At 61.0% G+C, this 22,841-nt stretch carries 21 protein-coding genes; 10 read left to right on the top strand and 11 right to left on the bottom strand.

Annotated elements, in window-relative coordinates:
- Window positions 1-110: 110 nt before the first annotated feature.
- The 3 genes from IEX53_RS15765 to IEX53_RS15775 are packed head-to-tail and all read left to right on the top strand — an operon-like array spanning window position 111 to window position 2,966.
- Window positions 111-533: an EamA family transporter gene (locus tag IEX53_RS15765; protein ID WP_188825135.1), complete on the top strand. Its 423-nt coding sequence runs from the start codon at window positions 111-113 to the stop codon at window positions 531-533.
- Between the two features lie 11 nt (window positions 534-544).
- On the top strand, window positions 545-1,555 hold the full coding sequence (locus IEX53_RS15770; RefSeq protein WP_188825136.1) for an NAD-dependent epimerase/dehydratase family protein: 1,011 nt from the start codon (window positions 545-547) through the stop codon (window positions 1,553-1,555).
- 10 nt (window positions 1,556-1,565) lie between these two features.
- Window positions 1,566-2,966 carry an aspartate aminotransferase family protein gene (locus IEX53_RS15775; protein ID WP_236016222.1) on the top strand — a complete coding sequence of 467 codons (1,401 nt, stop codon included), beginning with the start codon at window positions 1,566-1,568 and terminating at the stop codon, window positions 2,964-2,966.
- Between the two features lie 301 nt (window positions 2,967-3,267).
- Here the strand turns inward: IEX53_RS15775 and IEX53_RS15780 are convergent, their stop codons facing one another.
- Window positions 3,268-5,004 carry a hypothetical protein gene (locus IEX53_RS15780; RefSeq protein ID WP_373288671.1) on the bottom strand — a complete coding sequence of 579 codons (1,737 nt, stop codon included), beginning with the start codon at window positions 5,002-5,004 and terminating at the stop codon, window positions 3,268-3,270.
- 172 nt (window positions 5,005-5,176) lie between these two features.
- Between IEX53_RS15780 and IEX53_RS15785 the strand changes: the two genes are divergently transcribed.
- Complete coding sequence (locus IEX53_RS15785; RefSeq protein ID WP_188825138.1) at window positions 5,177-7,687, top strand: GcvT family protein; 2,511 nt, start codon at window positions 5,177-5,179, stop codon at window positions 7,685-7,687.
- A 232-nt stretch (window positions 7,688-7,919) separates the two neighbouring features.
- On the opposite strand, the gene IEX53_RS15790 is transcribed toward IEX53_RS15785, so the two are convergent.
- Window positions 7,920-8,918 (bottom strand): GlxA family transcriptional regulator, encoded by a 999-nt coding sequence (locus IEX53_RS15790; protein WP_188825139.1) that lies wholly within the window; start codon window positions 8,916-8,918, stop codon window positions 7,920-7,922.
- Window positions 8,919-9,049: 131 nt separating this feature from the next.
- Window positions 9,050-9,217 carry a hypothetical protein gene (locus IEX53_RS15795; protein ID WP_188825140.1) on the bottom strand — a complete coding sequence of 56 codons (168 nt, stop codon included), beginning with the start codon at window positions 9,215-9,217 and terminating at the stop codon, window positions 9,050-9,052.
- Between the two features lie 113 nt (window positions 9,218-9,330).
- Here IEX53_RS15795 and IEX53_RS15800 point away from each other — a divergent pair, with 113 nt between their 5' ends.
- The gene (locus tag IEX53_RS15800; protein WP_188825141.1) at window positions 9,331-10,233 is read left to right on the top strand and encodes a LysR family transcriptional regulator; all 903 of its coding nucleotides are present in this window, start codon (window positions 9,331-9,333) and stop codon (window positions 10,231-10,233) included.
- 8 nt (window positions 10,234-10,241) lie between these two features.
- Here IEX53_RS15800 and IEX53_RS15805 read toward each other — a convergent pair whose 3' ends face one another.
- A complete protein-coding gene (locus IEX53_RS15805) occupies window positions 10,242-10,955 on the bottom strand; it encodes a YdcF family protein (RefSeq protein WP_210311653.1) in 714 nt (237 codons plus the stop codon).
- Between the two features lie 407 nt (window positions 10,956-11,362).
- On the bottom strand, window positions 11,363-13,417 hold the full coding sequence (locus IEX53_RS15810; RefSeq protein WP_188825143.1) for an ASKHA domain-containing protein: 2,055 nt from the start codon (window positions 13,415-13,417) through the stop codon (window positions 11,363-11,365).
- Between the two features lie 74 nt (window positions 13,418-13,491).
- On the opposite strand from IEX53_RS15810, the gene IEX53_RS15815 reads away from it, so the two are divergent.
- Complete coding sequence (locus tag IEX53_RS15815) at window positions 13,492-13,797, top strand: GIY-YIG nuclease family protein (protein ID WP_236016223.1); 306 nt, start codon at window positions 13,492-13,494, stop codon at window positions 13,795-13,797.
- Between the two features lie 411 nt (window positions 13,798-14,208).
- Here IEX53_RS15815 and IEX53_RS15820 read toward each other — a convergent pair whose 3' ends face one another.
- The 5 genes from IEX53_RS15820 to IEX53_RS15840 form a co-directional block, all read right to left on the bottom strand.
- Window positions 14,209-15,165, bottom strand: a complete 957-nt coding sequence (locus IEX53_RS15820; protein WP_188825145.1) for a methyltetrahydrofolate cobalamin methyltransferase — start codon at window positions 15,163-15,165, stop codon at window positions 14,209-14,211.
- Between the two features lie 12 nt (window positions 15,166-15,177).
- Window positions 15,178-16,071 (bottom strand): methylenetetrahydrofolate reductase, encoded by an 894-nt coding sequence (locus IEX53_RS15825; protein WP_188825146.1) that lies wholly within the window; start codon window positions 16,069-16,071, stop codon window positions 15,178-15,180.
- Window positions 16,058-16,360 (bottom strand): virulence factor, encoded by a 303-nt coding sequence (locus IEX53_RS15830; RefSeq protein ID WP_188825147.1) that lies wholly within the window; start codon window positions 16,358-16,360, stop codon window positions 16,058-16,060. Before IEX53_RS15830 ends, IEX53_RS15825 begins: the two co-directional genes overlap by 14 nt.
- Window positions 16,361-16,453: 93 nt before the next feature.
- Window positions 16,454-17,134 (bottom strand): exopolysaccharide biosynthesis protein, encoded by a 681-nt coding sequence (locus tag IEX53_RS15835; RefSeq protein WP_188825148.1) that lies wholly within the window; start codon window positions 17,132-17,134, stop codon window positions 16,454-16,456.
- 283 nt (window positions 17,135-17,417) lie between these two features.
- On the bottom strand, window positions 17,418-18,065 hold the full coding sequence (locus IEX53_RS15840; RefSeq protein WP_236016224.1) for a DUF1638 domain-containing protein: 648 nt from the start codon (window positions 18,063-18,065) through the stop codon (window positions 17,418-17,420).
- Window positions 18,066-18,140: 75 nt separating this feature from the next.
- On the opposite strand from IEX53_RS15840, the gene IEX53_RS15845 reads away from it, so the two are divergent.
- Entirely contained in the window at window positions 18,141-18,275 is a 135-nt protein-coding gene (locus IEX53_RS15845; RefSeq protein WP_188825149.1) for an EncA/B family entericidin, read from the top strand.
- Window positions 18,276-18,436: 161 nt separating this feature from the next.
- Here IEX53_RS15845 and IEX53_RS15850 read toward each other — a convergent pair whose 3' ends face one another.
- Window positions 18,437-19,132, bottom strand: a complete 696-nt coding sequence (locus IEX53_RS15850; protein WP_188825150.1) for a cobalamin B12-binding domain-containing protein — start codon at window positions 19,130-19,132, stop codon at window positions 18,437-18,439.
- A gap of 200 nt (window positions 19,133-19,332) precedes the next feature.
- On the opposite strand from IEX53_RS15850, the gene IEX53_RS15855 reads away from it, so the two are divergent.
- The 3 genes from IEX53_RS15855 to IEX53_RS15865 all read left to right on the top strand — a co-directional run bounded on the left by IEX53_RS15855 (window position 19,333) and on the right by IEX53_RS15865 (window position 22,805).
- The gene (locus IEX53_RS15855; RefSeq protein ID WP_188825151.1) at window positions 19,333-20,910 is read left to right on the top strand and encodes a trimethylamine methyltransferase family protein; all 1,578 of its coding nucleotides are present in this window, start codon (window positions 19,333-19,335) and stop codon (window positions 20,908-20,910) included.
- A 323-nt stretch (window positions 20,911-21,233) separates the two neighbouring features.
- Complete coding sequence (locus IEX53_RS15860) at window positions 21,234-21,917, top strand: 4Fe-4S dicluster domain-containing protein (RefSeq protein ID WP_188825152.1); 684 nt, start codon at window positions 21,234-21,236, stop codon at window positions 21,915-21,917.
- Window positions 21,918-22,091: 174 nt separating this feature from the next.
- On the top strand, window positions 22,092-22,805 hold the full coding sequence (locus IEX53_RS15865) for a DNA helicase (RefSeq protein ID WP_188825153.1): 714 nt from the start codon (window positions 22,092-22,094) through the stop codon (window positions 22,803-22,805).
- Window positions 22,806-22,841: the final 36 nt, after the last annotated feature.

Consider the following 22,841-nt stretch of genomic DNA (forward strand, 5'->3'; position numbering starts at 1 on the left):
TCAATGCACTAGCGAATGCAATCGAAAATTGCGGATTGTTCTAATTTTAGGCAATCGCTTTGCGGCTTCTCAACAGGCCTGATGTAGCGTTCAAGCAGACGGGTGGGAGCATGACAAAATACATTCCCTTCATTCTTTTCACGGTGATGACCAACGCTGCGGCGCAGATTTTGCTGAAATACGGCATGATCTCGCTTGGCCCCATCAGCTTCAGCGCCGACACCATCATCCAGCGCGTCTTCCAGATACTGTTCAATCCGTGGGTGTTCTGCGGGCTTCTGGTTTTCGTCATCTCGATGGCGTCGCATCTCTATGTGCTGTCGAAGGTCGACCTCTCCTTCGCCTATCCCTTCCTCAGCCTCGCCTATGTGGCGGTGGCGGTGTTTGCGTGGATGGTGTTCAAGGAGGATCTGGGCACGCTCAAGATCGCCGGCATCGCCTTCATCTGCGTCGGCACGGTGCTCATCGCCCAGAGCGGGCATAGAAACCCGGAGCCTTCTCACGAAATTTCCATGGCCGAAACGAACCAATAGCGAGCAGGAACATGCGACATATCATTTTCGGCGGCGACGGTTTCGTCGGCCGCTATCTGGCGCACGATCTCGTCAACCGGGGCGAGGAGGTTGTGGTCGCGGATATTTCCCGGTCCGATCTGCCGCATTATGGCAAGGCGCGGTTCGCACAGTGCGATATCACCGACAAGGCGCAGGTGAATGCTGTCGGGCTGAAGCCGGACGACATGGTCTATAATCTCGCGGCCAAGATGCTGTCGCCATTGCAGGTGCGGGCCAAGCGGTACGATTTCTTCTGGCCGGTTAATTATCAGGGCGCGTCGAACATCATGAGCGCCATGGACAGGGCCGGAACGTCGAAGCTGGTGCAGTTCACCACCGACATGGTCTACGGCCGCACCGTCGTCTCGCCGCAGACGGAGGACCATCCCATCGCGCCGCTCGGCGAGTATGGCAAATCGAAAGCCGCGACCGAGGCGCTTGCTGCTGACTGGCGCGCGCGGGGCATGAACATCTCGATCATGCGGCCAAGGCTTATCATCGGGCCGGGACGGCTGGGTATTCTGGAAAAGCTGTTCAAGCTCATCGACCGCAATCTGCCGGTGCCGATGATCGGCTCGGGCAGGAATCCTTACCAGTTCATCTCGGTCTATGATTGCGCGGAAATCGCCCGGCTCGCCTGGGAGTATGGCGTGCCAAACGACGCCTATAATCTCGGCTCCTCGAACCCGCCTTCGGTGCGCGATCTGCTGGGCGGGCTTATCAGGCAGGCAGGGTCGAAATCGATTCTCGTGCCGACGCCGGCCTTCGCGGTCAAGCAAACGCTGGCGCTGCTCGACGCGCTCGACAAGCCACTGATGGACCCGGAGCAATATCTGATCGCGGACGAATATTGCGTACGCGATACCTCCCGCGCCTTCGCCGCCTTCGGATGGAAGCCGAAATTCCGCGACGAGGATATGCTGGTGGCGGCTTATCGCGAATATCGCAACAAGCTGGATGGCAAGCCGGTGGCGCAGATGGTGCCGCTGCCGGCCGAATAAGGGGAAGAGAATGACGCCGAAGCCCAATCTCCTGACGGTCGAGCAGGCCAAGGCGCTCGATCTGCCGCGGATGACGGAGCTGTTTTCAGCCCACATCAATCCCGGCCAATTGCATTTCATGAAGCTACTCGGCTTCGACAAGGTGAAGATCGAGCGCGCCGAAGGCATGTATTACATCGACCAGAACGGCCGGAAGATTCTCGATTTCTTCGGCGGGTTCGGCTCGCTGGCCTTCGGGCATAACCATCCGCGCATTCTTGAGGCGCGCAAGGCATTTCAGGACGAGAAGCGGCACGAGATCGCCATGGCCTTCATGTCGCAATATGCGGCAGCGCTGGCGCATAATTTAGCCGCGTGCAGCCCCGGCGATCTCGACATGGTGTTCTTCGGCTCTTCCGGCTCGGAGGCGATGGAGGCGGCGCTGAAGGTGGCGGAGCGCGCGGCGGGGCCAAAGCGCCCGAAAGTGGTCTATGCGGAGAATTCCTTCCACGGCAAGACGAAGGGCGTACTCAACGTCACCGACGGCAAGCTCTATCGTGGCGAGTTCCAGCTGATCGGCAATACGGTGCGGGTGCCTTTCGGCGATATCGAGGCAATCGAGAACGCATTCAAGTCCGACCCGGAAATCGGCGTCATCGTGCTTGAGACGATCCAGGGCGGGGCAGGGATCGTCACTGCGCCCACCGAATTCTGGCAGAAGCTGCGGGCGCTCTGCGACAAATATGGTGTGCTGTGGGTGGCCGACGAGGTGCAGTGCGGCCTTGGCCGGTCGGGCCGGTTCTATGCCTTCGAGCATCATGGCGTGGTGCCCGATGTGACGGCGCTGGCCAAATCGCTGGGCGGGGGCAAGACGGCGATGGCGGCGATGATCGCCCGGCGTGACGTCTATATGAAGGCATATGGCACGCCGAAGACCGCGCTGATCCATGCCATGGCCACCTTCGGCGGCATCGGCGAGGCGTGTATCACTGCCATCGAGGCGCTTAACGTGCTTTACGACGAGGGGCTAATCGACAATTCGGCTGCGACAGGGGCTTATCTGATTGAGCGGTTGAAAAGCCTGCAGGAAAAATATCCCTCGCTCATCAAGGATGTGCGCGGGCAGGGGCTGATGGTCGGCCTCGAGTTCCACGATTTCTCACAGACCGTGCCTGTCGTGCTGCGGCCCGTGTTGGCGATGCTGGACGAAAAGCTCAAGGGCTCGCTGCCGGGCTTCATCGGCAGCCATCTCCTGCGTGACCATGGCGTGCTGGTGGCGTTTACCGAGTATAACCGCAATGTGGTGCGGCTGGAGCCGCCGCTGATCTGCGAGCGGGAGCATGTGGATCAGTTCATTGCGGCGCTCGATGAAGTGTTGTCGCGGGGCATCGTCCGGATCGTCAAGGATTTCGTCAAGGCACAGGTACGCTGATTCAATGTTTGATTGAGCGCGTTCGATAGTGAGAAGCAGCATACGCTGACCAGGCAGCGTGCTGGCGATGAATGGGTCGCGCCAGCACCGGCGAGTGGCCTTCGCTGTCGAAACGGAGGTGAAGGATGCTTAAAGTATCTCTCACACTGCAGATCCGAAAGACCCGCACGGCCTGGATAATCACCGTGCGGATCGCTTTCGAAATCACAAAGCAGTAAAAGGCCTGACAGGAAGTTCGCGCTTCCTGTCAGCACTCCGGCAATTTAATACGCTAACAACTGTATTTCAAGTACGCGCTTACCTACCTCACAGCCGCCGGCAGAAGCCCGGGCCGCAGCAGCATATCCCAGCAATCGTTGAGCTTCACCTTCTGCTTACCCTTCAGCGCGTCCGCATAGATGTGCTGGAGCTCGCGACGGTTGGTGGTGAGCGGGCAGTGCGGCACGAGCACGAGATCCGTCTGGGCGATTGCTTGTTTTGCCGCTTCGTCGGGTGGCGGAACGGTTCGGCTGGGATCGGCGCCGATCTGGATATAGCGCGGCGCGCTGCTATCGAGAAGCCAGGGGAACGGGTTCGGGAAGTCGAGATTCATGATCGTGGCGAAATGGATGCCATGGACGGCCTCGAACTCCCGGATGTCCTTGACGGCCTGATTGGCGGAAATCAGCCAGTGCATCTGGTAGTCGAGTTCCGCAAAAAGCCGCCAGCTGGGAAGCTGCCCCTTGGCCGAAAGATCGGCATAGGCGTCGCCATATTGCTGATAGTGCTTTTCGAGAAGCAGGGTGCGTTCCAGGATATCATGGTGCGTGGAGACGGCTCCAAGCGATTTCATCTCCGTCAGAGGGGTGGTGGCGTAGGTTGGCGAGACGACGATGGCGCGCAGCGTCTTGTGGACGATCTTGGCGGTAAAGGGGATGGCGACGAAACCGATGAGCACTGCGACCAGCAATTGCCGGGGGAGGGAATCGCGCGCGAAGCCGAGGAAGATGGCAAGCAGGATCGGCCACAGGAAGGAGAAATCCTGGCTGCCGGTGTTTTGCGTCTCGAAGAATATGCCTGCGATGAGCGCCACGCCGAGCCAGACGAAGTTGCTATCCACCAAGTGGCGGAAGGTGGCGGCGTTGCGGCTTCTGGCGATGGCGGCGAGCCGGTCGCGTTCGATCCAGAGGAGAACGCAGACGAGCACGATGCCTGCAAGGATGATATCGAGATCGGCGGAGAGGGCTGTCAGGAAACGCCATGCGAGACCTGACCGGTTGATATTCACGAGAAGGACGATGTCGCGGATATAGGCCGTGACCATATGCCCGTTGAGCTCGAGGCAGGCGAGGGCGGCAACGAAGATTGCGCCCGCGATCAGGACGCTGCGCCAGGAAATGCGGCCCGATAAAAGCGCCAGCAAGCCGATCAGTCCGCCCGCCAGGAAACCGGTGATCTTGAGCAGAAACAGGGCGAGCATGGTCAGCCCGCAGATAATGGCGAGCCGGCGGCCATCCTTCACGAACATCAGCGCCGAGGTAAGGATATAAAGAAGAAGCGTGGCGTGCCGGTTATATATGCCGAAACCGTCCATGCCGGGGTAGCTATGGGTGATCTGTACATTTGCGGGGCAGAGCGCGAAGATCAGGAATGGGACGAGCAGGGCGAAGGCGACTGGGCGTCTTTCTCTCGCGACCGCCTGCAGCACCGTGGCCATCAGCGGCGCGGCGATGATGAGGATCACCCATTGCGTGAGCAGGAGCGGCTGTGCATCGGGGAAGAGTTTCAGCCCCAGCGCAAAGAGATAATAGGTGATCGGCCCGACGGGGATCAGGAAATCGGTGTTCGGTATCTGGCCGTTGAAGATGCGCTGCGCGCCGTCGTAATAAATATAGGTGTCCCAATACATTGGGCCGATGGGCAGGACGATGGGGAGGCTCAGAAGCACGCAGGCGATCACAAGCACAATTGCGAGCCAGGCCAGCGGCGAGGACACGAGGCGGCGAAAGAAGGGGCTCCGTGTGCCTGCTTCGTTCATTTGCACGCTTGTATCGGTCATGTCGTTGCTCCCACGCGGCCTTTCATCGGGCATGGGGGAGGAAATGGCAATAGTTTCATGACGCTTTCAAATGGACACGCGGCGCTCCATGTCGCAAACAAGCCTTAACCGTGCCATTGTGCCCGGCATAGTGCCCAAAAAACCCGTCCTAAATCCAAGGGAACCATAGACCATGAAGACCCATGCCCGTGCGGTGGTGATCGGTGGCGGCGTGGTGGGCGTCTCGACGCTCTACCATCTGGCGAAGAAAGGCTGGAGCGACGTCGTCCTGATCGAGCGCAAGGAACTGACCTCCGGCTCGACCTGGCATGCGGCGGGCCTGTTGCCGCTCTTCAACCTGAGCTATTCGGTCGGGCAGATTCACAAATATTCGGTGAGGTTCTACAAAGAATTGCAGGAGGAGACCGGCATGAATGTCGGCTTCACCAATTGCACCAACATCCGCCTTGCTCGCACCAAGGACCGCTGGGACGAATATATGTATTATGCCGGCGTGGCCGAGACCATCGGCGTTCCCGTCAAGCTGTTGACGCCCGATGAGGTCAAGGAAGTCTGGCCGCTCGCGGAAACGGACGGCATTCTGGGCGCGATCCAGCATCCGGACGATGGCTATATCCAGCCGGCTGATCTGACGCAGGCACTCGCGAAGGGCGCGCGGGACCGGGGCGCGACGATCTATCGTTATACGACCGTGACCGGCATCGAGCAGCAGCCGGACGGGCAGTGGCTGGTCAAGACCGACAAGGGCGATATCCTCACCGAGCATGTCATCTCCGCCACCGGCAACTTCGCTCGCAAAACGGGGCAGATGGTGGGGCTGGACGTGCCTGTCATTCCGGTCGAGCATCAATATATCGTCACCGAGCCGCATCCGGCGATCCTCGAGCGCAAGGCCAAGGGCCTGCCGGAGATGGGTGTCCTGCGCGAAAGCGACTCCTCCTGGTATATGCGCGAGGAAAATGGCGGCCTGCTGCTCGGGCCTTATGAGAAGGGCGCGCCGGTCTGCTATGTGGACGGCCCCTCGGATGACAGCGAATATGAGCTGTTCCAGGAGGATCTTGATCGCCTGATGCCGCATATCGAGACGGCCATCGCGCGCGTTCCCGCCTTCGGCGAGGTGGGGATCAAGAAAGTGTACAATGGCGCGATTGCCTATACGCCCGATGGTTCTCCTATCATTGGCCCCGCGCCACGGCTCAAGAATTTCTGGCTCAATGAGGGCCATTCCTTCGGCGTGACGGCGGCGGGCGGCGCAGGCTGGCAGCTTGCCGAATGGATCGTCGAGGGCGAGCCCTCCATTGACATGATGGGCGTCGATCCGCGCCGCTTCGGCCCCTATGCGACGGAAGGCTATCTCAAGGAGAAGAACGAGGAAGCCTATGCCGAAGTGTTCTCGATCCATTATCCGGACGAGGAACGCGGCGCGGCTCGCCCTCTGAAGCGCTCGCCCTCCTATGACCGGCAGAAGGCGCTGGGCGCGGTGTTCGGCTCCGTCTATGGCTGGGAGCGGGCCAACTGGTTCGCGCCTGAAGGCTATGGCATAGACGTCGCCTCGCTCGACAAGCCGGATGTGCTCATGAACCGCAACCACCCGCGTCCGGACGCGGAAGGCAAGGTGAAGGAGCTGTGGTCATTCCGCCGCTCGAACTATTTCGAGCATGTCGGCAACGAGGTGAAGAACGTCACTGAAAATGTCGGCCTGCTCGACATGACGGCCTTCGCCAAGATGGAGGTTTCTGGTCCGGGCGCCCGTGCTTGGCTCGACTCCATTCTCGCAAACAGCATTCCGAAGAAGCAGGGACGCATCGCGCTTTGCCATCTCCTGACGAAAAATGGCGGGGTGCGCTCGGAATTCACCGTTTACGAGTGGAAGCCGGGTTCGTTCTACCTCGTCTCGGCGGGTGCGTACGAGAACCATGACCACGACTATCTCTATAAGCTCCTGCCGTCAGACGGCTCGGTGCGGCTGCGACCGATCACCCAGATGTTCGGCGTGCTGGTGCTGGCCGGGCCGAACAGTCGAAAGGTACTCCAGAAGCTGACCCGTACGGGCCTTGCGAATGAGGATTTCCCGTGGCTATCGGGCAAGCAGATCAATGTCGGCCCTGCCACCGCCCATGCGCTCCGTGTCAATTTCGTCGGCGAGCTTGGCTGGGAACTGCATCACCCGATCGAGCAGCAAAATACGATCTATGACTTGCTGATGGAAGCGGGAGCGGAGTTCGGCATCAAGCCGTTCGGCATCCGCGCCATGACGTCGATGGCGGTGGAGAAGTCCTATCGCCTGATCCCGCGCGAGCTTTCCATCGAATACAACGCCTATGAATCCGGCCTCGACCGCTTCGTGCATCCCAACAAGGGCGAGTTCATCGGCCGCGACGCGGTGGTGAAGGCGCGCGAGGACGGGCTCACGTGGAATTTCGTGACGCTGGAAGTGCATGGCGTCACCGATGCCGACGCGCGCGGCTCGGAGCCGATCTACAAGGATGGCCAGCTTATCGGCCGCGCTACCAACGGCGCTTATGGCTGGCGTTTGGGTAAGAGCCTCGCGCTGGCGATGGTTCGCCCGGAGTTCGCCGCGGCGGGTACGGAGCTTGATATCCGTATCCTCGGCACGCCGCACAAGGCGACTGTGATTGCGGAGTCGCCGTTCGATGCGGAGAATGAGCGGTTGAGACAATAAGTGAGATAGTGCGTTCTGAACTGTCCCGGCAATGGAAACGTTGAGGAATGGATCCCAGTGACAAGCACTGGGATGACGGCTGGGGTGATCGCTTCTCGCTAATCTCCAACGCCTCGCTTGCCGCAGCCGTTCTTGTTAGGGCAAATACCTCTCCACCTCGTCATCCCAGTGCTTGTCACTGGGATCCATTCCTCTACGATGCCATGGCCGCATCGCAACAACTACTAACGCCTTACGCCACCATCGGCTGCTTCCGCTCGGCTCGTTCCTGCTGCGGGGATCGGCCATAAAGCTCCCGGTAGCATTTGGAGAAATGCGAGGCGGAGACGAAGCCGCAGGCGACGGCGACTTCCACCACCGGCATGGAGGACTGGATCAGGAGATGGCGGGCGCGGTCGAGGCGGATTTCGAGATAATAGCGGGCAGGGGAGCGGCCCATCTCCTGCCGGAACAGGCGTTCGATCTGGCGGCGCGACAGGCCGACATGCTCCGCCACTTCGATGAGCGAGAGCGGTTCCGTCAGGCTCGCTTCCATCAGTTCGATGATGGTCAGCACCTTGGAATTCTGCACGCCGAGCCGCGCGCGCAAGGGCAGGCGCTGGCGGTCATGCGGGTTGCGCACCCGGTCGGTCAGCGCCTGCTCACAGACGCGGTTGACGAGATTGTCGTCGAAATCATCGCCGATCAGCTTCAGCATCATGTCCAGCGCGGCGGTGCCCCCCGCACAGGTGTAAAGATTGCCGTCGACCTCGAAAAGGTCGGCATAGACATCGGCCTTTGGGAAGGCTTCGGCGAAGCCCGGCAGGTTCTCCCAATGGATGGCGCAGCGCTTGCCGGAAAGCAGCCCGGCGGCGGCGAGAATATGCGCACCTGTGCAAAGACCACCCACGGCCACGCCGCGATTATATTCCTCGCGCAGCCAGGCGAAGACCGATTTGTTTTGGAATTTCTCGACATTGACACCCGAGCAGACCAGCACCATCGACGGGCGGTCCTCGCCGGTGAGATAGCGGCGCTCGTCTTCCAGTGAGGTATTGACAGCGCACTCCACGCCATTCGACGCGCGCACCGGCTTGCCATCCGCCGAGGCGAGACGCCAGCGATAGGCATTGTAGCCCAGCATCCGGTTGGCAATGCGCAATGGCTCGATGGCCGTCGCAAACGCGATCATCGAGAAATCAGGAACAAGAAAAAAGACGAATGAGCGCTTTATGAGCGTTTTCTGATGCATGGCCGGTCACCACTGTCGTTCCCCGTCGCTTATGAACCATTATTCTGGTTTCTTTACGACCGAAACCATTGAACCATAGAACTATTTCAAGGGGAAGTGCGACGTAATGCCTGTCGCAAAAAGAAAACGCCTCAAATGTCCTTTCTGCGCTTGTTTTCGTCTGCTCGCTGATCAAGCGCCGGCCAGCCGATATCCTGAAGGATATTCTCCGGCAGGGCGCAAAGGGCGCGATAGGTTTCGCGCTTGCGCCTGAATGCCAATATTCGCCGGTAAACATGAACGACGCCCGCGATGATCATGATGGTTCTCCTGAAGCCAATTTCGTTTCCTCCCCTTGACTATGGGGCTGGGTGCATGTTCAATCAAACGAAATTGATGAACCTATAAGTTCAGAATATTTGATGAGGCTATCATGACCGCTCCCATGCACCATCCGCTGCCGATCCTTGACCTCGATGTGCTGCGCACCTTCGTCATGATCGCGGAGACGAAAAGTTTCTCCGCGGCGGCGAATGCCGTGTTCCGCACGCCTTCGGCGGTATCGATGCAGATCAAGAAGCTGGAGGAGACGCTCGGCACGACGCTGCTCGACAGGGACGCGCGCTCCGTTTCATTGACCAGCGACGGCGAATTGCTGCTCGGCTATGCGCGGCGGATGCTGGCGCTCAATCGCGAGGCGGTGGCGAAATTCGTGGCGCCTACCGTGTCGGGTCTGGTGCGGCTCGGCTCACCCGACGATATCGGCGAGTGGGTGCTGCCCTTCGTCCTGAAGCGCTTTGCCGAAACCCATCCGAATGTGACTGTCGATGTCATCATCGACCGCAGCCTCAATCTGCGCCGGCGGCTGGAGGAGCAGCGCCTCGACATCACGATGGTCAATGTCACGTGCTCGGGCTCGGAAAGCAGCGACATGGAAGTGCTGATGACTGAGGATCTGGTCTGGGTCGGGGCGAAGGGCGGTACGGCCTATGAGCGCGATCCGCTGCCCCTCTCCATGTGGGAGGAGGGCTGCGCCTGGCGGGGCAATGCTCTGGAGGCGCTGGATAAGGCCGGACGGGACTATCGCGTCGCCTATATGAGCGCGCATTCGACCGGGCAGCGCTCTGCCATCCTCGCCGATCTCGCCGTCGCGCCGTTCAGCAAATCGCTGGTCAGCGAAGGGATCGCCGTGCTGGGGCCGGAGCATGGCCTGCCGCCCCTCGGCCAATATCAGCTCGGCATGATTGTCGCCCGGAATGCCGGCCAGCATGTGCAGGTGGTCGCCCAGCATCTGCGCGGGATTTTCGAGACGTACCGGCGGACGAGGAAATTTTAGGATACTGTTTATGCCTGGCCGGGGCGGCTGCGCGCCGGGTTCCATCCAAGCGCGTTGTAAAGCCTGAATCGCGCAATGCCGGTGTATTCATGCAGCGCGAAATCCATGAGCGCGAAATTATAGGCGAGGGGCAGGGGTGAAAGGATGGCGGAGGTGTAGTCTGCCCGTTCCGGTGTGGCATCGACGCCGAAATGGGAGAAATAAAGCTCGCTTCGCCGCATGTGGATGCCCGATGTGACAAGCACTATCCGGTCCGGCTTGAGGTTTTCCAGAAGCCGGCTCGAAAACTCGGCGTTCTGCCAAGTATTCATGCTTTTGGCTTCCTCGATCACGTCAGAGGCGGCGACGCCGAGTTGCGTCAGCAGGCCGCTATAAACTGCAGCCTCGCTTTCTCCGGTCTTGCTCGCGTCTCCGCCGGTGACGAGGATTTTGCAGTCAGTCGCTGTTTTCCGGCACTCATTATAAAGCGATACGGCCTTGACGATCCGCGTATAGGCGAAAAATTGCGGCTCAACGCGTTGCGTGTCCGCGACCTTCTCGGCTCCGCCGCCAAGCAGAACAATCACGTTGCGCTGCCGCCATTCGACAGGGGATGGCGTGACGAACGGGGCCTGAAGCCTTGTCAGCAGGAATGACGGGACCGGCCCGCAACCGATGGCGAGGAACAGGGCGAGCGTTAGGCCCAGAAGCGTTCCAGCGGCTCGGCGCAATCCGAAAGCCACGCAAAAAGCCACCGCAACAAGCAGTATGAACAGGATAGGGAGCGACATAGGCCACCTATTTGTTTTCGTTTATAAATAATAGGGCGATTTTTCCGGTTTTGTCAAAAATGGGCTGCTTTGGAGTATTCAACTTTAGAAGCGGTCGCTCATTCTTTGATCGCTTGGGTCAAGGCCACCGTAGAGGAGTGGATCCCAGTGACAAGCACTGGGATGACGGGGTGGAGATGTTTTTTTACTACCGGATATGCTTTTTTGCCAAGCGAAGAGGCTGGACGTTTTGCTCGCCAGCAGCACAGCAACCCGTCATCCCAGTGCTTGTCACTGGGACCCATGCCGCTACGTCCCCACGACAACAATGGTCCCAAAACGGAAATCAGGCGGTTCCATCAAAGGTCGGAACTAAACATCTAACCCCGATTGCGCCGCGCTGCCCGTTCCTCGCGCGAACGGCGTCTCGGTGCCGCGTCGCCAGAAGTGTCCGTGCCGTCGCCATGCGCCTTGCGCTCCGGTAGCTTCACCGCAGCGGAGAGCTTCGGAAATGGATCAACCTTGTTGGGAATGGCCATGGCATAGACGAAATGCTCCTGGAATTTCGACTCCAGCGCGGTTTCGATCTTCTCGATGCGGCGGACGGTTTCTTCGATCTCGCGGCGGTAATCACGGTTGAGCAGCGCCATGCGCGCGCCCGTACCTGCCGCGTTCCCGACCGCCTTGACGTTTTCGAGTTCGCAGTCCGGGATCAGGCCAAGAACCATCGCATATTTGGGATCAATGAAGGAGCCGAATGCCCCGGCGAAGCGGATCTGGTCGACATGCTCGATGCCGAGCTTGTCCATCAGCAATTTTACACCCGCATAAAGCGCGGCCTTGGCGAGCTGGATGGCGCGCACATCGTTCTGCGTGATCGCGATACGCGGGCTGCCGTCATGGAGCAGGTAGGAGAAGGTACGGCCATTGGCGGTGATGCGCGGCGAGCGGGCCGCAAGCGTTCCATCAATGACGCCATCCTCGGAGATGAGGCCGGTCAGGTACATCTCCGCGATCACTTCGATGATGGCGGAGCCGCAGATGCCGGTGACGCCGGTCCCGGCGGCGGCTTCCGCGAAGCCCGGCTCGTCCGACCATTGCTCGACGCCGATGATGCGGAATTTCGGCTCCAGCGTCTCAGGGTCGATGCGCACGCGCTCTATGGCTCCCGGCGCGGCGCGCTGGCCGCCGGAAATCTCCGCGCCTTCGAAGGCGGGGCCGGTGGGCGAGGAGGCCGCGACGGTGCGCTGGCGGTTGCCCAGTACGATCTCCGCATTGGTGCCGACATCGACCAATAGCATCATCTCGTCCTGCCGGTGCGGACCTTCGGCAAGCGTCGCGGCGGCGGCGTCCGCGCCGACATGGCCGGCGATGCAGGGCAGCATATAGACGTGCGTGCCGGGATTCATCGGCAGGCCGATGTCGGAGGATTTCAGATGCACCGCGCCGGAGACGGCAAGAGCGAAGGGCGCGCCGCCAAGCTCGGTCGGGTCGATGCCGAGGAAAAGGTGGTGCATGATCGGGTTGCCGACGAACACTGCGTCGAGAATGTCCTCGCGGGCGATGCCGCCTTCCGCGCACACCTTGTCGATCAGCCCGTTCACCGCCTCGCGCACGGCCTGCGTCATCGCCTCGCGCCCATCCGGGTTCATCATGACGTAGGAGACGCGGCTCATCAGGTCCTCGCCGAAGCGGATCTGCGGGTTGGAGGCGCCCGCCGAGGCAAGCGTGCGGCCCGAGAGCAGCGAGGAAAGGTGCATGGCGATGGTGGTCGAGCCTATGTCGCAGGCGATGCCGTAAGCCTCGTTCTTTAGGCCGGGCCAAAGCGCGATGAGGGCAGGGCGCTCGCCTGCCGCGTCATGATGAATGGCGGCGGTGACGCCCCATTTGCTGTCGCGTAAAATTTTCTGGATGCGGGGCAGGAGATAGGGATCGACCTGCAAATTCTTGTAGCCCCAGTCCTTCTCGATCGCTGCTTTCAGCCGGTCGAGATCGCCCAGCGGCTTGTGCATGTCGGGCTCTTCGACTTCGACATAGCACATATGAACGGCGGGATTGCGCTCGATGATGCGCGTATCGGCGTCCTTGCGCACCACCTGCGCGTTGATCTGCCCATCCTGCGGTACGTCGATGACGAGATCGCCCTGCACGGTCGCAGAGCAGGAGAGGCGGCGGCCTGGCTTCAGCTCGCGCTTTTCGGCGTAGCGCAATTCCTTCGGGCCAATGGCCGAGATGTGGTCGCTGGAGGAGGTGATGCCGTGCTTGGCGAACTGCCCCTCCTGCACCTCCACCTGGCAGCGCCCGCACGTGGCACGCCCCCCACAGACGCTTTCGACATAGACACCCAGCGACCGCGCCGCCTCGAGGATCGGCGTGCCAACCGGAAAATGCCCGCGCTTGCCCGAGGGCATGAAAAGGACAAGGGGGTCGGTCATGGGGTCACCTTGCAGTGTTGTCGGACGGCGCTATCATGCCAGCAAACGGGGCGAGCCATGAAGGGAGGAGGGGCATGGTTGAAGCGACGGTCTATATTTTGCGTTGCGCTGACGGGAGTTACTATACCGGCATTACAAAGCAGCCAATTGAGGCTCGCGTGTGGGAACATAACAATCTGCCGAATGAAAAGGCCTATACATGGACAAGACGGCCTGTGGAGCTGGTATTTTCGGAAACTTATGACCTTGTGAATGATGCGATTGCTCGCGAGAAGCAGATAAAAGGCTGGTCCCGACGCAAAAAAGAAGCGTTGATTGCTCTCAATTATGAAGGACTGCCAGCCTTGTCTCGACGTGGACATTTTATACCGGAAGCCTGATGAGCCTTTGAATGTTGCACCAAGCGCCCTCGTGGTTCGAGGCTCCCCTTCGACAAGCTCAGGGTCGCACCTCACCATGAGGGCTACTGGACCGCGACTTCTTCACTCTCATGATTCAAGAACTTGCTGCAATCCCATTCCTAAAGCGCGTCGCGTTCAATCGAACCCATGCGCCGCGCTTTAGGTCTTTGTTTTTACGCATGTCTTTGTCCCAAAACCGGTTCCCACTTTTGGGAGACATGCTTTAGCTTTTGGGAGACATGCTTTAGGATGAGGTTTCCTAACGCTTCACCCTTTCATATGTAGGAAGCATAGGGCGCCGACGCCCCTTCACCCTCATGGTGAGGTGCGACCCTGAGCTTGTCGGAAGGGGAGCCTCGAACCACGAGGGTGAAGGGGTCTATGATTCACCTAAGCCACCACCCCGCGCCGCGCCTCCCGTCCGCCGCGCCGCCGTCCGCCGCTTTCGCCCGTGGGCTGGCCGGCATTGGCGTTGGCGGCATGGGAAGGCTGGTGGTCGCGGTATTTCATGATCCAGTTGGTGCAGTTGGGGTCGGTGCCATTAAGCACGTTGGCGGCGTGGACCATTTCCATCTCCTGCGGGCGGCAGGGGTTCATGATGGCTGACGTCATGCCGCTGGCGATGACCATGGGGATGAAGGCGGCGTTGACGCCGTGGCGGTGGGGCAGGCCGAAGGAGATGTTGGAGAGGCCGCAGGTGGTGTTGACGCCCAGCTCCTCGCGCAGGCGGCGCACCAGGCGGAAGACCTGCAGGCCTGCGGTTCCCATTGCGCCGATGGGCATGACCAACGGATCGACCACGATGTCGTGCGCCTTGATGCCGTAATCGGCGGCGCGCTGGACGATCTTCTTCGCCACTTCGAAGCGCACATCCGGATCTTCGGAAATGCCAGTCTCGTCATTTGAAATCGCCACGACGGGCACGTCATATTTCTTGATGAGCGGCAGGATGGCTTCCAGCTTCTCCTCTTCGCCGGTCACGGAATTGACCAGCGGGCGGCCCTTGGCGACCCTCAGTCCGGCCTCGATGGCGGCGCTTACGGAAGAATCGATGGACAGCGGCAGGTCTACCAAACCCTGCACGATCTCCAGTGTCTGCACCAGCAGCGCAGGCTCGGTGGCGTTGGGATCGACGGCGGTGACGCCAGCATTGATGTCGAGCATGGTCGCGCCCGCCGCCGCCTGCTCCAGCGCATCCTTGATGACCGTCTCGAAATTGCCGGCCACCATCTCGGCGGCGAGCTTCTTGCGGCCGGTGGGATTGATGCGCTCGCCGATGACGCAGAAAGGCTGGTCGAAACCGATGATGATTTCGCGGGTCGCGGAAGCGACGATGGTGCGGGTCATATATGTGTTCCCTTATTGCGCGGCGGCGATGGGCGATGAGTTATTCAAGTCCCAGGTGCCACGCTCCACCAGCCATTCGGAAGCCTTCTTGATGCCGCCGAAGGGGAAGACATGGACCTGCTTGATATTGCTCGTTGGGTTGTCGACGATATGGCGCTCGATAGGGCCAACGACGCCTTCCGGCGAGTGGGTGGTGGCAAGCGCGGTCAGGGCCAGCGCGTTCTTCTTGAGATAGGTAATGGAATTGCCGACGCCGCACATCGCTGCATATTTGATGAGCGTGGTGATCTTGGCGGGCCCGGCCACGCCCAGATGCACGGGCAGGTCGATGCCTGCCTCGCGCAGACCTTCCGCCCAGCGGATGAAATGCTCCGCGTCGAAGCCGAACTGCGTGACGATGCGCAGTTTCGCGCCGGTGCGTTCGCCGAAATTTTTCTTGAGCCTCAGGGCTTCCATGGCGACGGCTTCGGAAAAGTCAGGGCTACCCTCGGGATGGCCGGCGACGCCGATTTCGGTAATGCCGAAACGGTCGAAAAAGCCGGTTTCGAGCACCTGCATGGTGGAGTTGAACGCGCCAGCCGGTCGTTCCAGACCGCCGCCGATGACGAGGACATCTGTCACGCCCGCCTCATCCGCGCCGCGGCGAAGGCGGGTTTCGAGCGCCTCGCGCGTGGTCAGGCGGCGGCAGGCGATGTGCGGCACGGGCTTGTAGCCGAGATCGCGGACGCGCCTGGCCGCGGCGGTCAGCGTATCGATCGTATCCGTGCCGATATCGGTGATGTAGACCCGGCTTCCCACAGGAAACAGGCCCGGCAGCTCGGCGGATTCGATGGCCTGCTTCGGCGCCAGTTCGATGGATGCGGCGATGCGGCTTCTTTCACGAGACTTCAATTCATGGATGGTCATGTCCACCTGCCTTTACCAGCGCCACAAGGCGATCCTTGTCATATTCGCGGTCGAGCCGTTCCAGCGCCGCATCCGCTTCCGCTTCGAGGTCCGGGCCGGCAGGCACAGGCGCGCCGCGCCGCCATTCGGCGAGATAGGCGTCCGTGCCTTCCGCTCCAACCCGCATGGCGCACATGTCGATCGCCTCGGTGAACCGCGGCGGCAGTTCCCGCTTGGCGGTCTTGCGGCCCTCCCGCACGATCACCTGAGCCGGGATATCCCGCCAATAAACGACAACGAGGTCGGCCATGCTTCATTCTCCTCGATATGAGCCAGCATCGCCGGAAACACGGGATTCCACCGGCTCGCGCGCGACGTGCGGGCACTTTAAAAGCGACGTGGCCTAATAGCTTATTTGCGACCAGAGCTCGCCGATGAAGGGCAAATTGGTGAGAAGCGCTCCGGCGGTGAACAGCACCCCTGCGATGATGCCGAGGGAGACAAAGCCGATCAGCACGCCGACGCCCATCAAAAGGCCGTCGCGCTCGGTGAGCGCCGCGCCGATGATGGCGGTGGCGAGGGCAGGGAGCCAGTTGGAAAGCGGGATGGGGAACACCACCGCCAGCCCGAGGATCAGCGTCAGCAGCCCCAGCCAGCGGTCGCCATGGCGGCGGGCGAAGGGCCACAGGCGCGGGCGGATGATGCGTTCGATGCGGCGCAGCCAGGGCGTGCCTTTTTCAGACAATTGCCGGAAGCGCTCGGGCGAAAGAGAGCGCTCCCGCACGAAACGCGGCAGCCAGGGCGTCTCGAAGCCCAGCACCATCTGGCCGGAAATCAGAACCAGCGGAATGCCGGTGACAATGCCGGTTCCGGGGGGGAGGGGCAGGAGATTGAGGAGGGCAAAGAAGGTGAGAAGCGCCGCAAAGCTGCGGTCCGAAAGCGCCTGCTCGATCTGCCCGAAGCTGATCGGCTCTTTCGCATTTTCCGCCAGGTCTTCGAAGACCTGCGACAATGGCCGGCGGTCGGAGATGCGGCGCGGGCCGGATTTTTGATGATGTTCAGGCGAGGGCGGCGTGTGATCCATGCCCACCATATCGCCTGCCGATGGTGATATTTCAATGACAGGGTGTCGGGTGTTCACATGGTTGATGGGGCATTGTGCTTGTTGTTTTGACGGGATCGCTAGGCATACCCCCCTCTGCCCTGCCGGGCATCTCCCCCACAAGGAGGGAGATCGGCCTTCCTCGATGATGGCGCTTTGTTCTGCAACCTCGCCGGTTAGCGAAAGCGGCCCTGACATCCAATCTCCCCCCTTGTGGGGGAGATGCCCGGCAGGGCAGAGGGGGGGGTCCGGCGCACATCGTTATCTAATCGTTCTTATTCCCCGCCTTCCGAATAGCCGGCACCAGATCCCCCAAGCCGGTAAAACGCCGCTCATAGGCCAGACCTAAAAAAACGGCGGCTTTCTCTGCTTTGCGCGAAAGCTCGGGATCGTCGGTCTGCGCCAGATAGATCATCTTGGAATAATTGCCGAAATACATGTCGCGCAGTTCCGGATGGCGGTCGAGGCCCAAAGGCTTCACCAAAAACGTCTCGAACTGGCGGGCGAGGAAGTCCGTCATGAAGAAGCTCGTCATGTCGTCATCCCAGCGCTCGGCGAAGGCGGTGTTGCCGACATAAAAGGAGAAGCAATGCGGCCCGGCGATGCGCTCAACGCCATATTGCTCGCACACCTTGTCGAGCATGCCGCCGGTGCCGCAATCGGCATAGCCCACGAAAATGTGTTCGATGCCCTCCCGCCGCGCCCGCTTGATCGCCCGCTCCACGGCGGGAGCGATGCGATCAGGATAATGGTGATAAATGGCCGGGAGGCACTTCAATTCGATATGGTCGAGGCTGAAATCGGCGCGGATGGCGAGGATTTCGCGCGCGATCATGCCGCAGGCGATGACGCGCACTTTCTCCGGTGGGGAAACATGCCCCCGTTCCGCCGCCATCTTGCCAAGCTCATTCATCGCGATACCCTCGCGCTGCGGATATGATTCCGCGATTAGATCCCGCATCGAACCTTATATGGGAAGGCCACATCCATGAAGCCATCGCTCATCGCGCCCCTGATCGCCATCGCCTGCGCGTTTTCGCTCGCCGCCTGCGCCAACACGGTGACCGGCGTCAGCAAGGACGTCAAAAGCACCGCCCACGCGGTGAAGAAGGCCGTGAATTAAATTCACGCTAGCAATTCCCCCTCCCCCTTGCGGGGAGGGCTAGGGGTGGGGGTGGTAAAGGCAGCGGGCCGTAATTACCGTTGATCCACTTCCTTTACCACCCCCATCCGTCTGCTCCGCAGACACCTTCCTCGCAAGGGGGAAGGAGGTGCTTTATTCTTCTACCCCGCGCGCTGGTTATGCCGGCGCTTCATATATTCCTTGGCCGTTTCCACCGCTACCGCCGCGTCGCGGCAATAGGCGTCTGCGCCGACGGCCTTGCCGAATTCCTCGTTGAGCGGCGCTCCGCCAACGAGCACGACATAATCATCGCGGATGCCCTTTTCCTTCATCGTGTCGATGACGACTTTCATATAGGGCATGGTGGTGGTCAGCAGCGCCGACATGCCGACGATATCGGGCTTATGCTCCTCGATGGCGGCAAGGTAGTTTTCGACGGGGTTGTTGATGCCGAGGTCGATGACGTCGAAGCCCGCGCCTTCCATCATCATGCCGACGAGGTTCTTGCCGATGTCGTGGATGTCGCCCTTGACCGTGCCGATGACAAGCTTGCCCTGCTTGGGCGCGCCGGTGGCGGCGAGAAGGGGGCGCAGGATCGTCATCCCCGCCTTCATCGCATTGGCGGAAAGCAGCACTTCGGGCACGAAGAGGATACCGTCGCGGAAATCCTCGCCGACGATGCGCATGCCTTCCACGAGCGCCTCGGTCAGCACCCGGTAGGGCGCCCAGCCGCGCTCGAGGAGGATGTTCGTGCCTTCCTCGATCTCTTCCTTCAGGCCATCATAGAGATCGTCATGCATCTGCTCGACGAGTTCTTCGTCGGAAAGTTCGGAAAGAATGATTTCATCGCCAGCCATGGACGCATTCCTCAGTTTCAAGCCCTGACGGGCCAATCGCATATCTATCACATATCCCGCAAGCGGCAAAAATCCATCGCTCAAAAGCGACCTCACTTGCCGCGCACGGAAACGTTCTTTCTTCCACCGGGATTAGGGTGGATATTCATATGCATCATGCTAAGGGAGCCCGCGCCACTTCCAAAGGCGGGGAGAGTTGAATGGATCAGGAAGCATCTGTAGAGCCCGGTGAAGAGCGCGGCGGCCGTCGGGCGCGTGGCGCGAGCGGCGGGGCGGCGGCACGGCGCGCGGCGCGGGCGGGCGGCGGTCCCGGCAAGTCGCTGACCTATATCACCCGCAAGGTGCCGGTCTATGAGGTGCTGAACGAGGAAGGTCTCGCGCTCATCGAGGCCAATGCCGACACGGTGCTCGAAGAAATCGGCATCGAATTCCGCGACGATGCGGAGGCGCTGGAACTCTGGCGGCAGGCGGGCGCGGATGTGAGAGGCGAGCGCGTGCATTTCCCCAAGGGGCTCTGCCGTTCGCTGCTCAAGACCGCGCCGTCGATCTACACGCAGCATGCGCGCAATCCGGAGCGCTCGGTCCAGATCGGCGGTGACGCGACGGTGTTCGCGCCGGTCTACGGGCCGCCTTTCGTGCGCGACCTCGACGGTGTCAGGCGCTATGCGACGATCGAAGATTTCCAGAATTTCGTGAAGCTCTCCTATATGGCGCCGAACATCCACCATTCCGGCGGCACCGTGTGCGAGCCGGTGGATGTGCCGGTCAACAAGCGCCATCTCGACATGATCTATGCGCATATGCGCTATTCCGACAAGCCGTTCATGGGCTCGGTGACGGCGCCGGAGCGGGCCGAGGACACCATCGCCATGTGCAAGATCCTGTTCGGCGAGGATTTCGTCGAGCAGAATACGGTGCTGACCAGTCTCATCAACGCCAATTCGCCGATGGTGTTCGACGAGACGATGTTGGGCGCGCTGAAGGTCTATGCGCGGCACAACCAGGCCTGCATCGTGACGCCGTTCATCCTAGCCGGCGCGATGAGCCCGGTGACGGTGGCGGGCACGCTGACGCAGATTCTGGCCGAGGTGCTGGCGGGCGCGGCGCTGACGCAGCTCATCCGCCCCGGTGCGCCGGTCATTTTCGGCACTTTCGCCTCGTCCATTTCCATGCAGTCGGGCGCGCCGACCTTCGGCACGCCGGAGCCGGCGCTCGTCTCCTACGGCGCGGCGCAGCTTGCCCGGCGGCTCGGCCTGCCGTTCCGCACCGGCGGCTCGCTCTGCGCCTCGAAGCTTTCGGATGCGCAGGCGGCCTATGAAAGCGCCAATACGCTGAACTCGACCATGCTGGCGGGCACGAATTTCGTGCTGCACGCGGCGGGCTGGCTCGAGGGCGGGCTTGTGTCGTCCTATGAGAAGTTCATGATGGATATCGACCAGCTCGGCATGAGCCAGAAACTCGCCGAAGGGGTGGATCTGTCCGAGAACGGGCAGGCGATGGATGCCATCCGCGAAGTCGGGCCGGGGAGCCATTATCTCGGCTGCGCGCACACGCAGGCGAATTTCCAGACGGCATTCTATCGCTCCTCCATCGCCGACAACAATTCCTTCGAGCAATGGCTGGCCGAAGGCGAAAAACGGGCCGACCAGCGGGCGAACGACATGGCGCGGCGCTGGCTGGAGAGCTATGAGGCGCCCTATCTCGACCCAGCCATCGACGAGGCGCTGAAGGCGTTCATCGCGGAGAAGAAGGCCTCGATGCCCGACGCCTTTACCTGAAAGAAGCCCGAAGACGGCCGGGCTAAAGTGGCCGACCTGATTCATCGCGAGGTGTGGAGGACAGCGATAAAGGGGACGGGGGAGTAACCTGTTTTTTCATGGTTTGATGGAGGCGCGAGGCAACCCCCCTCTGTCCTGCCGGACATCTCCCCCACAAGGGGGAGATTGGCCTTCATCGATCAAGGCACCCAATTTTGCGACGTCAAAGATTAGCGAAGGCGGAACTGACATCCAATCTCCCCCCTTGTGGGGGAGATGCCCGGCAGGGCAGAGGGGGGTGTCTTGGAGCCGACGCTTCCGGCAGGGAGGGCAGCCAAAGCACGATGACTCTACCCGCCTACGCCACCCTCACCACCGTCCTCGCCCCCTTCGGCCTCATTCCGCGCGGCGGCTTTGTCTTCGACGGAGACGAACACGCTCCGCACGGCACTCGCCAAAGCCCGGCAAAATGTGTCGTGCTTGTCGGCCATGCTGGCTCGTCGATCTGGCCGCATTTCATGCGCTGGCGAGCAGAGGAGGGGCGTGGCCAAGCCGATCCGCTCGATACGTGGTCGAAGCAGGTGCTCGGGGAGGCTGCGGAGAAGCTCGGTGCTCGGGCCGTTTTCCCATCCGACAAGCCATGGCTGCCGTTCCAGCAATGGGCGCAAAGGGCGGAAGGGTTAAAGCCGTCGCCGCTCGGATTGCTGATCCATCCCGTCTATGGCCTATGGCATGCCTATCGCGGGGCGCTTCTATTCGATGAGGTGATCGATTTTCCCGATAGACCGGAGCCGGACCATCCCTGCGAGTGGTGCATGGACAAGCCATGCCTTTCGGCCTGCCCGGTCGATGCGTTCGATGGCGCGGGCTTTGCGGTCGCGCGGTGCAGGGACTATCTCGTGACGGATGCGGGCGGAGCCTGCCGGACAAGCGGCTGCCTTGCGCGGCTCGCCTGCCCGGTCGGGCGGGATTATGCCTATGACACCGCGCAGCAGCGCTTTCACATGGCGGCCTTCATGGGCGGGTGAGGGACTGATTTCGCGCCCTCAAGGATTGCGCTATCATTCGATTCGTGCGCGGCCCGCGCCTCCTCCCTCCATCAGGGAAAGCATTGTTCATGCGGGGCATTTTCCATCGAACCGACTGTTCGAGCGCCAGCATAAGGAGGGATTGCGAAACCTGCTCGCCATAGGAGGTTACGAATGAAACTGTCCGCCCCCGTCTATCAACTGAAGCGCAAGGCGAAGCGCCTGTCCCGCGACGGGAAAATCCCGCTGCACGAGGCGCTCGACCGCATCGCCCGTCTGGAAGGCTATGCCTGCTGGAGCCTGCTTGCGGCGAAGCTTTGCGAAACGACGCCCGCCGACCGCCTCTTCCAGAGCCTCAAGCCCGGCGACCTGCTGCTTGTCGGCGCGCGCCCCGGCCATGGCAAGACGCTGATGAGCCTCAGGCTCGCGGTGGAGGCGATGAAATCCGGCCATCGCGCGGCGTTTTTCACGCTGGAATATACGCAAGCGCAGGTCCTCGATCGCTTCCGCGTCATCGGGGCGGAGTACCGGCAGTTCGAGCGGCTTTTCACCTTCGACTGCTCCGATGCCATCTGCGCCGGTTATATCATGGAGAAAATGGCCGCCGCGCCGCGCGGGACGCTTGTCGTCGTCGATTATCTGCAATTGCTCGACCAGAAGCGGGAAAATCCGGACCTGTCGGTGCAGGTTCGCGCGCTGCAGTCCTTCGCGCGGGAGCGGGGAGTGATCGTCGTCTTCATATCGCAAATCCACCGGGAGTATGAGGCGTCGAACAAGCCACTGCCTGACCTTGCGGATATTCGATTGCCGAACCCGGTGGATTTGAGGCTGTTCACCAAGACATGTTTTTTGAACAATGGGGAGGTGAGGTTCGAGGGGGTGGGGTGAGATCGGAAAAGCCGGCGGGACAGCCCCTCTGTCCCG

Source organism: Paramesorhizobium endophyticum (assembly GCF_014640615.1).
GTDB classification, from domain to species: domain Bacteria; phylum Pseudomonadota; class Alphaproteobacteria; order Rhizobiales; family Rhizobiaceae; genus Paramesorhizobium; species Paramesorhizobium endophyticum.